This is a genomic window from Nitrospirota bacterium, assembly GCA_016195565.1.
In the GTDB taxonomy this organism is placed as follows: domain Bacteria; phylum Nitrospirota; class Thermodesulfovibrionia; order Thermodesulfovibrionales; family UBA1546; genus UBA1546.
On the sequence record JACPZK010000031.1, the window covers coordinates 194923 to 208121 of the forward strand.

The 13199-nt window shown below is 42.5% G+C and carries 10 protein-coding genes; all 10 read left to right on the top strand.

Annotated features, from left to right (window positions below):
• Positions 1–32 precede the first annotated feature (32 nt).
• The 10 genes from HY035_11050 to gatC all read left to right on the top strand — a co-directional run bounded on the left by HY035_11050 (position 33) and on the right by gatC (position 13113).
• Positions 33–1301 carry a tetratricopeptide repeat protein gene (locus tag HY035_11050; GenBank protein ID MBI3378917.1) on the top strand — a complete coding sequence of 423 codons (1269 nt, stop codon included), beginning with the start codon at positions 33–35 and terminating at the stop codon, positions 1299–1301.
• Between the two features lie 34 nt (positions 1302–1335).
• Positions 1336–1977: a hypothetical protein gene (locus HY035_11055; protein ID MBI3378918.1), complete on the top strand. Its 642-nt coding sequence runs from the start codon at positions 1336–1338 to the stop codon at positions 1975–1977.
• An 82-nt stretch (positions 1978–2059) separates the two neighbouring features.
• Positions 2060–3028: a hypothetical protein gene (locus HY035_11060; GenBank protein MBI3378919.1), complete on the top strand. Its 969-nt coding sequence runs from the start codon at positions 2060–2062 to the stop codon at positions 3026–3028.
• Between the two features lie 140 nt (positions 3029–3168).
• The gene (locus tag HY035_11065; GenBank protein ID MBI3378920.1) at positions 3169–3924 is read left to right on the top strand and encodes a YebC/PmpR family DNA-binding transcriptional regulator; all 756 of its coding nucleotides are present in this window, start codon (positions 3169–3171) and stop codon (positions 3922–3924) included.
• A gap of 77 nt (positions 3925–4001) precedes the next feature.
• Positions 4002–6524, top strand: coding sequence for an AAA family ATPase (locus HY035_11070; protein ID MBI3378921.1), 2523 nt, complete (start codon positions 4002–4004; stop codon positions 6522–6524).
• A 210-nt stretch (positions 6525–6734) separates the two neighbouring features.
• Positions 6735–7352, top strand: coding sequence for a DUF502 domain-containing protein (locus HY035_11075; GenBank protein MBI3378922.1), 618 nt, complete (start codon positions 6735–6737; stop codon positions 7350–7352).
• Entirely contained in the window at positions 7349–8734 is a 1386-nt protein-coding gene (gene glmU, locus HY035_11080) for a bifunctional UDP-N-acetylglucosamine diphosphorylase/glucosamine-1-phosphate N-acetyltransferase GlmU (GenBank protein ID MBI3378923.1), read from the top strand. Before HY035_11075 ends, glmU begins: the two co-directional genes overlap by 4 nt.
• Before the next feature lie 82 nt (positions 8735–8816).
• A complete protein-coding gene (gene glmS, locus HY035_11085; protein ID MBI3378924.1) occupies positions 8817–10643 on the top strand; it encodes a glutamine--fructose-6-phosphate transaminase (isomerizing) in 1827 nt (608 codons plus the stop codon).
• 92 nt (positions 10644–10735) lie between these two features.
• Positions 10736–12838: a UvrD-helicase domain-containing protein gene (locus HY035_11090; GenBank protein MBI3378925.1), complete on the top strand. Its 2103-nt coding sequence runs from the start codon at positions 10736–10738 to the stop codon at positions 12836–12838.
• Positions 12835–13113 (top strand): Asp-tRNA(Asn)/Glu-tRNA(Gln) amidotransferase subunit GatC, encoded by a 279-nt coding sequence (gene gatC, locus HY035_11095; GenBank protein MBI3378926.1) that lies wholly within the window; start codon positions 12835–12837, stop codon positions 13111–13113. The genes HY035_11090 and gatC overlap by 4 nt, the downstream gene beginning before the upstream one ends.
• The last annotated feature ends 86 nt before the right edge of the window (positions 13114–13199 follow it).

Genomic DNA, 13199 nt, shown 5'->3' on the forward strand with positions numbered 1-13199 from the left:
AAACTGCTTTTCTCAAAAAGGAGGAAAAAGATATGAGACATATCTTTACAATCTTTAGTCGTGTCTGTCATTGCGAGTCCCGACAAGTCGGGGCGAAGCAATCTCTATTTTGTGTAGTTGCAATTGCCTTGCTTTTGTTTTACCCCTCACATGGTTTTACACAGGTTAAGGAGATTGTTTCAGAAGGGGCATACAATATGGGCGATGGCGAGACGCCGACTGTTGCAGAGAGCAGGGCCTTGCTTAATGCAAAGCGGGTTGCCCTTGAGCAGGCAGGGACTTATGTTGAGAGCTATACAAAAGTGGAGAATATGCAGGTAACAGAAGATGAGATACAGGTTTTGTCATCAGGGATTATGGAGGTTGAGATACTTGATAAGAAAAGGACTATTGTCGGCGACGGCTTTCGTTTCTGGGTAAAGATAAAGGCAAGGGTCAATCCTGATAATATTAAAGCGATGGCAAATAAGGTTAAGGCTAAAGACAAATCATTTGTTGATGATTACAAAAAGATTCAGGAGGCTTATGACAAGAGCCAGAAGGAGATTGGGGAATTAAAAAAACAATTAGCACAGGCAAAGGGTGAGAAGGAGAAGAAACAGGTAGAGGCAAAGATTTCTGATGATGAGAGATTATTTCAGGCAAATGAGTGGTTTGAGAAAGGATACCAGCATTCTTTGAAAAATGAGCATGATTCTGCAATAGAGGCATATACAAGCGCAATAACCCTAAATCCAAAATTTGTTGAAGCCTATAATAATCGTGGAGTTGCTTATAAGAACCAAGTCCAATACGACAGAGCGATTGAGGATTTCAGCAAGGCAATTGCTATAAATCCGAATGATGCTGACGCTTACTATAATCGTGGGAATGCTTATAATAATAAAAGACAATTTGATAGAGCGATTGAGGATTTCAACAAGGCAATTGCTATAAATCCGAATGATGCCGAAGCCTACTATAATCGTGGGCTTGCTTATGAAAACAAAGGTCAATATAACATGGTTGTTGAGGATTATAGCAGGGCAATAGCTATAAATCCAAATCATGCTTTAGCCTACATTGCCTATATTGGACGTGGAGCTGCTTATGATAAAAAAGGGCAATACGACATGGCGCTTGAGGATTATAACAGGGCAATTGTTATAAATCCAAATCTTGCTTTAGCCTATACCGGTCGTGGGCTTGTTTATTATATGAAAGGAAATATGGGCAGGGCTATATCTGATTTCCAAAAGGCTTGTGATATGGGGAATGAGAATGGGTGCAAGGGATTGCAAATAGTTTTAAAAAAGAGATAAACAAAAAATGGATGCGGGCGGCTGACAGACGCAGATGAATTTTTCGGTAATAATTAAGATGGCCAACTCTCCAATATACGAACTGATTAAAGTCGACGTCCAAAGAGCGGGCGACGACTTTATCAAAAGAAAAGTGAGTCCATGGGAATTTTTTAATGTAAAAGGTGTTGATATCGAAAAATGTAACGGTGAGAGGATTACAATTGCAGGGGTGGAATTTAGTGGAACAGTCAGGCTTGTATTCTGGGATGGTTACATTGACGATGAATTTATTGCTTTTGCTCTGACTTTGATAGAATCGGCGCGAAAGAAAGCGATTGATATGGACGCGTCAGTCTCCGATGCTGTTAAAGACTGTCGTGACTGTATTGCTGACGTAGTGATAAAGGTTTTTGAAAGAATGTCGGCTATAGATCAAAAATTGAGAGGCAAAGGCTTCCCGCAGTCTGTTAATAGAGTAAATGTAGAGGAGCGAATTAAACATATAGATCAAAAAATACAGAATATAGTCGACGCTTATGCAAATCAGGCTACACTATCGTCTGGTAAAACCACACCTACGCCAGCTCTGTCTGACGCATTGGAGCTTAAGCCCAGTATATCGGGCATTTCACTTGATTTAAAAAAGCTTTGGCAATGGATAAGAGCAAAGCTGATGTCCAACAAGGCCGATTGAGTCTGTCCAGCATATGCTGATAGCCGCTCCGCCAGAGGCGGATGAATTCAGGCGTTATGCTCATAGGATATGAGATCACAATATGGCATGGAATTCGTTTGAACTAGACACAGGTGGTGGCAAGACTTGTTTCATGATCACACTTGGAGACAGTCTCTTTATAGGGACTGCCAAGGATGATAATGGTGTTGTTGAGCGTATTCATGAGCTAAAGAGAGATAAAAAAACAAACGAGTTCAAACTGAAAGGCGGTGAAATATGGGGTAGGCGCTCAAAAACCCCTCTGTTTGAGCGCATAGCCTTGCAGTTCAAAGATATTGTTAGCCTTCTTAGATTAGATAAGCCCATCCAAGAAAAAGCTATCGCAGCATTAATCGAAATAGCTCTTGATTTGTCCAAGGCAGAAGAGGCATTTCTTGATTACGTAGAGACAGAGGATGCCGCAGTTTCACAATACCATGATCCTAAGGGTATAACGCCCCAGAAGAATGCTTTAATCTACAAAAATCCGACCCATACTCTCAAAGAGATCGCAGAAAAGGTTTTGATTCGCATAATCATAGCCTACCGTAAATTTCCAGAGGTAATTAGTATCATCAGAGGCGAGACCTTTAACATAGGCAAGACTTTTGTAAATAATCTTGCCAAATTGCTACCAGCAGATCACCCAGACAGCAAGTCTTTCGAGTACGACAACAATTGGATAAAAGAGCTTTATGACATACGTGGTTATATCGAGCATGAACGTTGGGAAATACTTCCATTCGACGTCCTCCAATCCGAGGGAGACGCGAGTTGTCATGTCGAAAGGTGCAGGGTCGTCATTAAATCACAAGGCGAAAAACCGATCAATCTTGCAGCTTACTTAAATGTTACACTTTACAATATGATTACTTTCATTGAAAAAATGGTAGCTTTGGCGATTATTGACAAAATGCCATACCCAACACGAATAGTCACTTTACCTGAAACAGAAAGACCGAAACGAAACCATTACAGATATGTTGCAGACCTTGTTCCCGAAGTGAAAGAGAAATTGCCTGCTAACTGAGCTTAAAATAGAAATAGAGAAAATAAAAATAGGGTCAGCGACTATTAAAAGAAATTTGCCCACAGCGGCAGACAACATGCTAAAATAGTCAAAAGAAGTAACATTGAAAAAGATAAAATATTACCTTCCGGAGGATTATAATGTCAGGACATTCCAAATGGTCTCAGATAAAACATAAAAAAGCTCATACGGACGCAAAAAGGGGCAGGGCGTTTACTAAAATCGTCAAAGAGATAGCGGTTGCGGCAAGGTTCGGAGGCGGCGACCCTGACGGCAATCCAAGATTGCGCACTGCCATAGAAAATGCAAAAGAGGTAAATATGCCTCATGATAATATCAAGAGGGCTATCATGAAAGGCACAGGCGAACTTCCCGGAGTTACATATGAGGAAATCATGTATGAAGGATACGGCCCTTCCGGCGTTGCCTTAATGATTGAGGTCCTGACTGATAACAAAAACAGAACCGTCCCTGAAATAAGACATATGATGGCAAAACACGGCGGGAGCCTCGGTGAAACAGGATGTGTTTCCTGGATATTCGATAAAAAGGGTTATATTCTGGTTAATAAGGCGAAGGCGGCTGAAGACTCTGTAATGTCTGCGGCCCTTGATGCAGGGGCTGAGGATATGAAAAACGACCCTGAGGAAGGAAACTTTGAGATAGTAACAGCGCCGGAGGACTTCAATAATGTTAAGGCTGCTATTGAGAAGGCAAATATTCCTGTTGAGTCTGCTGAAATAACCATGCTCCCCAAAAACTATGTAGCGCTGGACGGAAAGGCGGCAGAGCAGATGATTAGGCTTATGGACGCGCTTGAGGACCATGACGATGTCCAGAATGTCTATGCAAATTTTGATATTCCTGACGAAGCCGCGGAGAAAATCGGAAAGTGATTAGGTTAAGTATCTTTGATTCCGGAAAAGAATACGATCCCGCAATTTTTAAAATATATTGATATGCTTCCGCTGCGATGATGAACATAAAACATACCGAAGCATTTGACCTGGCGTATCGTTTCGTCACCGAAACTAATCGGAATATTTTTCTAACGGGCAAAGCCGGAACGGGCAAGACAACTTTTCTGAAATATTTGCGGCAAACCTCTTTTAAAAAAATGGTTGTCGCTGCGCCTACGGGAGTTGCGGCTATCAATGCCGGCGGCGTTACCCTTCATTCGTTATTTCAATTGCCGTTTGCCCCGTTCATCCCGTCAAAAGATGCCCGCCTGAATGACGAAGTCGGGCAGGCAAATGCCCCGACATCTGTCGGGGTCAACAGCCACTCGCTTTTGTCGCGGGTTCGTTATAGTAAGGAAAAACTCAACCTGCTTCGCAATCTTGAATTGCTTGTGATTGATGAATCGAGCATGGTGGCTTCGCATACCGTTGATGCGATTGATACTATTTTAAGAAGCATAAGAAGAAGACATCAACAGCCGTTTGGCGGCACACAGGTTTTATTTATTGGCGACCTGCATCAACTCCCGCCAGTGGTGAAAAATCAGGAGTGGGAGTTTTTGAAAAACTATTATCCTTCCGTTTTCTTCTTTGACAGCATAGTGCTGAGAGAAAATGTTCCGGTGATGATAGAACTAAAAGAAATTTTTCGCCAGCAAGACAATGTTTTTATTGAAGTGCTGAATGAAATCAGGAATAACAATCTCACGAATGAAAATTTTAGTTTACTGAATTCGCGGCTCAAACGGAATTTTATTCCTGCTGATAATGAAGGATATATTACGCTCACAACCCATAATTACCAAGCCGATGAGATAAACAAAAGAAAGCTGCAAAAACTGTCTGCACACTCACAAACCTACCATGCATCGATACAAGGTGATTTTCCTGAAAATCTATATCCTGCCGGACAGGAACTTGAACTCAAAGAAGGAGCGCAGATAATGTTTCTGAAAAATGATGTGGAAGGAGGGAAATATTTTAACGGAAAAATCGGCGTCATCACAGAGCTTGACGAGGATATGATAAAAGTAAAATGCAAAGGAGAGCAACAGGAGATAGAAGTAAAAAAACATGAATGGAAAAATGTGAACTACTCGCTCAATCCTGACACGCACGAAATAACTGAAGAAGAATTGGGCAGTTTCCTGCAATACCCGCTGCGCCTTGCCTGGGCGATTACAATTCATAAAAGTCAGGGGCTTACTTTTGATAAACTGATTATTGATGCGGAAAATGCTTTTGCCAACGGGCAGGTTTATGTGGCGTTGAGCCGCTGCACTTCACTGGAAGGGTTGATTCTGACTTCCCATGTTAACCGGCAGTTCCTCGGTGCGCATCAGAATCTGAAGGACTGGCAGGAAAAAAATCATGATGAAAAAAATCTGCAGCAGAAATTTCATGAATCAAGACAAAAGCATATTCAGCAGGAATTACAAAATATTTTTACATGGAAGAACTGGTTTTATGAATTGCGCGAACTAAATGATATTCTGAATGAACAGAAAGAGAATCTGCCATCGGAATGTTTTTCGTGGATTGCGGAACTGACCGAAAAGCAAAAGGCGCTGGACGAGGCGGCTGTTAAATTCAAAGAGCGCATGGTTGACCTGTGCAATCAAAATCCTGTTGTGGAAGAAAATCAACCGCTCCAGAAGAGAATAAAAGATGCGGCAAATTATTTTTCTGCGGAGATTATGAAATGGAAAGAAAAATTCTTTAATCATCCGCTCTCAACAGACACGAAAAAGACCGCTCGCAAAATTGATACTTCTTTAAATGAAATCAATTTTATTGTCCATGAAATTTTGGGTATGATAAATCACTGCAAAAACGGTTTTTTACTGAATGATTACTTAAAGAACGGGAAAAAAGTTGTCCCGATATATCGGGATGGAAAAATACAAAGTTCTTATGCTCAGAATCAAATAAGGAATATCAGTTCAAAAGAATTAGAACACTCCGGATTGTATGATAGAATTGCTGAAATGCGAAGGCTAATCGGAAGTGCCACTAACCTTCCACTTTATACCATCTTCAGCAATAATGCTATTAAAAATGTGTGTATGAGTTTACCGGGCAGCAAGGACGCATTGCTGAAAGTAAAAGGATTCGGCAAAGCAAAAGTGAAAAAGTATGGGGATGAAGTGTTAGGGTTGGTACGCGAATACTGTCTTGAAAATAATCTTGAGCCGCAACAGATTTTCAAAGAAGAATCTCCGGGAGAGAAAAAGTCAACCACAGTAGAAGAAACCCTGAAACATTTCAAACAGGGCAAAAGCATAGAGGAAATTGCAAGGGAAAGAAATCTTGTAGTAAGCACTATTGAAGGGCATTTTGCGCAGGCGATAAAATATGGTTTGGTTCACATTGAGGAATTAATGTCTATGGAAGAAGTCAATAAAATTGCCGGATACTTTCCTCCAAATGCAGATTTTATTCAACTGTCCGGTATAAAATCCCGATTACTTGGGACTGAAATCGTCTCCTATGGCAAGCTCAAAATGGTTTTGGCATGGCTGCAAAAAGATAAATGAATGGGGTTGATGATGTGCCCGAATCCCGATTTAGAAAATTGTCATTGCGAGCGAAGCGAAGCAATCTCGCCTATTACGACAAGATTGCCGCAAACCCTGCGGGTTCTCGCAATGACAGACAAAACAAGGCATCGAAAAGTCTAAATCGGGATTTGGGATGTATAACACTCTTGCAATATCAATGCCTGTGGATTTATTATAAACAACGACATGGTAACTTCTATTCGTGCGACCCTTAAAAGAAAATTTCTTGCCGGGCTGATTGTCTCAATTCCCGCGGTAATTACTGTTTTAGTCATCGTATGGTTTTTTGAGTTTGTGGACGGCATATTGGGCCCCCTTTACAACAAGGTACTGGGCTACAATGTCCATGGCCTCGGATTCATTTCTGCGGTAATTTTGATATTTCTTATCGGAATAATATCAACAAATGTATTCGGTAAAAAGCTAATAGAGTTTTTTGAAAAGGCTGTTGTCAGAATACCTGTATTCAAGGGTATTTATGCGGCAATAAAGCAGCTTGTCGACGCATTCTCGCCTGAAAACAACAGTTCATTCAAAAAATTTGTGATAGTTGAGTATCCCAGGCAAGGAGCCTATGCCTTCGGCTTCCTGACCAAAGAGTGTACGATAAAAGCATCCAGAAGCGGCAAGGAATCATGCCTCAGGGCAGTTTATGTTCCTACGAATAATCTGTATCTCGGTGAGATAGTTTTGCTTGGGGAGGGTGATGTTTTCTATACGGATATTCCTATAGAGGACGGTATTAAGATAATACTTTCAGGCGGTATTGCAGCGCCGTCCAGGATATTGGAGTCAAAGGAATGAAACTTGCAGTGGTTATCCTTGCGGCAGGACGCGGCGAAAGGATGGGTTCTCACTTGCCGAAGGTTCTGCATGGGATTTTTGATAAACCTATGCTGCAGTGTGTGATTGATTCCGCTGAGAAGCTAAGGCCGTCCAGAATCATCGCTGTGGTTGGAAAAAACTTCAAAGAGATTAAAAAGTCAATAAAGCCGGAAAACATTTTATTTGCAATACAGAAAAAACCCAAGGGAACGGGCGATGCGCTCTTAAGGGCCAAGACATTGCTGAAAGGCACCAAACATGGAGGCACGATACTCGTATTAAACGGCGATGTCCCCCTCATCACATCAGAGACATTGAAGAAATTTCTGAGTCTGCATCGAAAAGGCAGGAATGGTATTTCTCTTATCTCTTTTGCTGCAGCAAATCCTGCTTCATACGGAAGAATATTAAGGGACAGAAATAGCCGTATTAACTCAATCGTAGAGGATAAGGATGCGACAGAGGCTCAGAGAAAAATCAATGAGGTTAACAGCGGAGTGTATGCCATAGAATCCGGCATATTATCCCTGCTTAAAGAAATTCCGCTTAATATTGCAAAGGGCGAGTATTACCTTACGGATGTTATCGGCATCGCCGGAAACAAGGGCTATAGAATGAACGCCTACTGTATAGGCTCTGAGGATGAACTGATGGGAGTTAATACAATACCTGAACTGATGAAGGCACGAAAAATATTCAGGGAAAGACTGACTGATGCCTGGATTAAAAAAGGCATTACATTTCTTGACCACGATTCAATTTTTATCTCAGGCAATGTTGCGATAGGAAGGAATACGACTATTTATCCTAATGTCTGTCTTGAAGGCAGGACCGAAATAGGCAGAGGATGCACTATATATCCGAATGTGCGCATTGTTGACAGCGTTATCAAGGATGGAGTTGTAGTGAAGGACTCTACTGTGATTGAGGGGTCTGTTGTAAGGGCTAAAGCAGTGGTCGGCCCTTTTGCTCATATAAGGCCGGGATGCGATATCGGATCTGAGGCAAAGATAGGGAATTTTGTTGAGATAAAAAAATCTGTGATAGGCGACAGGACCAAGGCGTCTCATCTCAGTTACCTCGGTGACGCTTCTATAGGAAAGGGCGTCAATATCGGAGCAGGCACCATAACATGCAATTATGACGGCAAAAAGAAAAACAGGACAACAATAGAAGACGGCGCTTTTATAGGCAGCGACACTCAGTTGGTTGCGCCTGTAAAAGTTGGCAAAGGCGCATATGTAGGCGCCGGCTCTACGATTACCAAATGCGTTCCTGCCATGTCGCTTTCAGTGAGCAGGGTAGAACAGAGGAATATAGAGGGATGGGCAGTTAAAAAAAAGTTAAGAGTTAAGAGTTAAAAGTTAATAAAAAAAGGAAAAAATAATATGGGATTTTCATTAAACTCTTCACTTTTAACTCTTAACTTTTATAATTTGTGATATGTGCGGGATAATAGGCTATACAGGCAAAAGAAATGCGGTTTCAATAATACTTGAAGGGCTCAAGCGCCTTGAATACCGGGGCTATGATTCTGCGGGAATTGCATTTTTTAATGAAAGAGGCGTAGAGATCAGGAAGTGCACAGGGAAGATTAAAGACCTGTACGCGATTATAGACTCCGACAAACCGTTCAGCACTACCGCCATAGGACACACAAGATGGGCGACTCATGGAAAGCCTTCAGAAGAAAATGCGCATCCTCACAAGTCAGGCGGGATAATAATTGTGCACAACGGGATAATAGAAAATTATCTACAGCTTAAAAAGAAACTGATTGATGAGGGGTATAAGTTTACCTCAGAGACCGACACAGAGGTTCTATGCCATCTGATAGAAAAATACGCCGCTGATTATCCTTTGGAAGATGCTGTCAGAAAAGCGCTTAAAGAGGTCAGGGGCGCATATGCGCTTGCAGTGATAAATGAAAAAGAACGCGGCAAGATCGTTGGTGTACGAAAAGACAGCCCGCTTGTTGTCGGTCTTGGCGACGGAGAATTTTTCCTTGCGTCTGATGTGCCTGCTTTTCTCAATTATTCAAGAGATGTGATATATCTTGATGATGGAGAGATGGTGGTTATGACAGGTGACGGCGTGGTTGTGACAACCCTTGACGGTGCGCCTGTTCAGAAAGAAGTCGTTTCTGTTTCATGGAGCCCTGCTATGGCTGAAAAAGGCGGCTATAAGCATTTTATGCTTAAAGAGATATATGAACAGCCCAGGGCAATAGCAGATACCTTAAGAGGGAGGTTTTATCCTGAAAGCGGCCAGGTGAATATGGATGAGTTTGGCATAAAAGAGGAAGACCTGAGAAAGGCACAAAAAATTTTCATTGTTGCCTGCGGCACGTCATGGCATGCCGCCCTTATCGGAAAATATATGATAGAGGAATTGGCAAGGGTTCCTGTAGAGGTTGATATAGCATCAGAATTCAGATACAGAAACCCGGTGATTGGGCAGGACAGCCTTTTAGTCGCTATAACGCAGTCAGGAGAAACAGCAGATACGCTTGCAGCCCAAAGAGAAGCCAAGAGGCTCGGGGCAAAGACGCTGAGCATATGCAATGTTGTCGGCAGCACTGCATCAAGAGAGGCTGACGCGGTGTTCTATACTCATTCAGGGCCCGAGATAGGCGTTGCATCAACAAAGGCATTCACCACGCAGATAGTAGGGCTTTATCTCTTTGCAGTGGGGCTCGGCAGGCTTAAAGGAACTGTAAACAGTGATTCAGCTATGGGATTGCTCAGGGATCTCCTTTTTCTTCCGGGGCTGGTTGAGAAGGTTATCGCGGCGGATAATGTAATTGAACGCATAGCAAAAGAACTATTTACGGTTAATGATTTCTTGTATATGGGGCGGGGAATAAATTATCCCATTGCGCTTGAAGGCGCGCTTAAGCTCAAGGAAATATCTTATATTCATGCCGAGGGTTATCCTGCAGGAGAGATGAAACATGGCCCGATAGCGCTTGTTGACGAGGTCCTTCCATCTGTATTTTTAGTGCCGAGGGGTAGACTTTATGATAAGGTTCTATCTAATATAGAAGAAGTAAGAAGCAGGGGGGGCAGGATCATAACAGTAACTGACGAGGGCAATAAAGAGGTATGCAGCCGTTCCGATTATTGCATTTCTGTACCTGAAACTAATTCTTTTCTGTCGGCAATTTTAATGGCAATTCCGCTGCAGCTTCTTGCGTATCATATAGGAGTGCTGAGAGGATGCGATGTTGACCAGCCCAGAAATCTGGCTAAAAGTGTAACCGTTGAGTGATATCCGTTTTAGAAGCAGTATGCCGAAAAATAGACATAGAAAGTTGTCATTGCGAGGATTCCTCGTCTGTCATTGCGAGCGAAGGAGACGTAATGTCAAAAGAGATTTTATTGAACGACCTGAATCCCAGGCAAAAAGAAGCGGTGCTCCATGAAGGAAGTCCGCTTCTTGTGCTTGCCGGCGCAGGCAGCGGCAAGACGAGGGTCATTACTCATAAGTTTGCGTACTATGCAAAGTCAAACAAGGTTTCTCCGCATTCAATATTTGCTGTCACTTTTACAAACAAGGCCTCCGATGAGATGAAGCGCAGAATAGCCCTGCTTATCGGAAAGGATATGGACGGTTCATGGATAGGCACATTCCATTCGCAGTGCAATAGGATACTCAGAAAAGAGATAAAGGCGATAGGATACAATAATAATTTTTTAATATACGATGCTGATGACCATTGTAATCTTATAAGGCATATACTGAAGGAGTTCAGGATATACGAGGCGATGTATAAAGGGGTTGCTTCCAGGATAAGTTCTTTGAAGTCTTCACTCGTAACCCCGAGCAGGTTCCTTTCAAAGACGGACGGTTTCGGTTTTGATGAAAAACTTGCGAAGGTGTATGTGAGATATCAGGATGAACTCAAGAGGTCCAATGCGCTGGATTTTGATGACCTTATAATGCTCACGGTAAAACTTTTTGAGGAGAACCCTGCATTGCTTGAAAAATACCGGACTATATTTAATTATGTTCTGGTTGACGAATTTCAGGACACAAACTATGCGCAATACCGCCTGTTAAAATTACTGGCTGCAAGGGACAATATCTGCGTTGTAGGCGACGACGACCAGAGCATATATAAATTCAGGGGCGCTGACGTCAGAAATATTCTTAACTTTGAAAATGATTTCCCGCGGGCCAAGGTCATAAAGCTTGAACAGAACTATCGCTCAACACAGAACATACTTGATGTCTCAGGCGCTGTGATAGCAGGGAATCAGGACAGGAAGGCAAAGAAGTTATGGACCGAGAGGGGCTGCGGCGAGAAGGTCTATCACTGCTGGTTCAATACAGAGGAAGACGAGGCAAAACATATAGCAGCTATGATAAAGGAACTTTACCTTAAAGGCGAATGCCGCTATAAGGATTTTGCCGTTCTTTACAGGGTAAATTTTCAGGCGAGGGCCATAGAGGACGCACTTAAAGACGAAATGATCCCGTATCGTGTTATGGGTGGAATAAGTTTCTATCAGCGGAAGGAAATAAAGGATATTATTGCATATATGCGGCTTGCCGTGAATCCTGACGACAATGTAAGCCTCAGACGGATAATAAACTGCCCTCCGAGAGGAATAGGCGCTGCAACGCTTTCAAAGGTAGAGCATGAAGCAAAAAATAAATCGTTAAGCCTGTTTGCTGCGATTAAGACGATATTAAAGGCAAACAGCGTTGCTTTGTCTGTAAGGGAAAAACTCAACGGATTTGTCAAGATCATAGAGCATATCACTTCTGATGAATACAGGTCAGCCGCTGACATGCTGAAAGCGATAATTGAAAAAACAGGATATATGGGTTTTATGGAGGAAGATAAAACTCATAACATACATGAACTCATTGCATCTGCGGAGGGAAAAGATATAGGTGGTTTTAGCGACAGGGCCGTGCTTTTGACCGCTATGGATGATGTTAATGCAGCGAATTCCGTGTCGCTCATGACACTGCACAGCACAAAAGGACTTGAGTTCCCTGTTGTTTTCGTTGTCGGGCTTGAAGACGGCCTAATGCCGTATTTCAAGGCGCTTCAGAATGAAGATGAGATATCCGAGGAGCGGAGATTATTCTATGTGGGCATGACGCGTGCCAAGGATGTGCTGTGGCTTACCGGCACGAAAAAGAGAAGGTTATACACAAAGGTGCAGGAACAGGAGCCGTCGAGATTTCTTGCCGATATACCGCAGCAGTGCTGCCAGCGCATAGAGAAATCGGCAAGCCCCCAGCCTCTCACAGTTGCGGTAAGGAAAACTGTTCAGTTTAAAAAACCGATGTTGTATGTTGTCGGCTGCAGGGTGAAGCATCCCAAATGGGGCGTAGGCGTTATAAGGGAATGTTACGGGGATGGAGATGAACAGAAAGTCATGGTAAATTTCCCGGTTATAGGAGTAAAGAGACTGGCTCTCAGATTTGCAAACCTTGAGAAGATATGAAAATATCTGTTGAATACATATCAAAACTTGCAAGGCTGTCAGTCTCCGGGAAAGAAAGGGAGGCTTTTAGCGCGCAGCTTCAGGGTATCCTGAGTTATATGGAAAAGCTCAATGAACTTGATACAAAAGATGTTGAACCGACTTCTCATGTAGTATCATTAAGCAACGTAATGCGCGACGATGTTCAGAGAGCTTCGATATCAAGGGAAGATGCGCTTGCGAATGCTCCTGACCGTACGGATAAATTTTACAGGGTGCCAAGGATAATAGAATGAAAAAAGTTAAGAGTTTAGAGTTGAGAGTTAAGAGTTGTAAGTTAAGAGTTATAAGTTTTTTAACTTTTAACTTTTCACTTTTAACT

What these genes read in the sequence shown, in the direction of transcription:
- HY035_11050 (MBI3378917.1), top strand. Translation starts at nt 33, where the DNA reads ATGAGACATATCTTTACAATCTTTAGTCGTGTCTGTCATTGCGAGTCC.
- HY035_11055 (MBI3378918.1), top strand. Translation starts at nt 1,336, where the DNA reads ATGAATTTTTCGGTAATAATTAAGATGGCCAACTCTCCAATATACGAA.
- HY035_11060 (MBI3378919.1), top strand. Translation starts at nt 2,060, where the DNA reads ATGGCATGGAATTCGTTTGAACTAGACACAGGTGGTGGCAAGACTTGT.
- HY035_11065 (MBI3378920.1), top strand. Translation starts at nt 3,169, where the DNA reads ATGTCAGGACATTCCAAATGGTCTCAGATAAAACATAAAAAAGCTCAT.
- HY035_11070 (MBI3378921.1), top strand. Translation starts at nt 4,002, where the DNA reads ATGATGAACATAAAACATACCGAAGCATTTGACCTGGCGTATCGTTTC.
- HY035_11075 (MBI3378922.1), top strand. Translation starts at nt 6,735, where the DNA reads ATGGTAACTTCTATTCGTGCGACCCTTAAAAGAAAATTTCTTGCCGGG.
- glmU (MBI3378923.1), top strand. Translation starts at nt 7,349, where the DNA reads ATGAAACTTGCAGTGGTTATCCTTGCGGCAGGACGCGGCGAAAGGATG.
- glmS (MBI3378924.1), top strand. Translation starts at nt 8,817, where the DNA reads ATGTGCGGGATAATAGGCTATACAGGCAAAAGAAATGCGGTTTCAATA.
- HY035_11090 (MBI3378925.1), top strand. Translation starts at nt 10,736, where the DNA reads ATGTCAAAAGAGATTTTATTGAACGACCTGAATCCCAGGCAAAAAGAA.
- gatC (MBI3378926.1), top strand. Translation starts at nt 12,835, where the DNA reads ATGAAAATATCTGTTGAATACATATCAAAACTTGCAAGGCTGTCAGTC.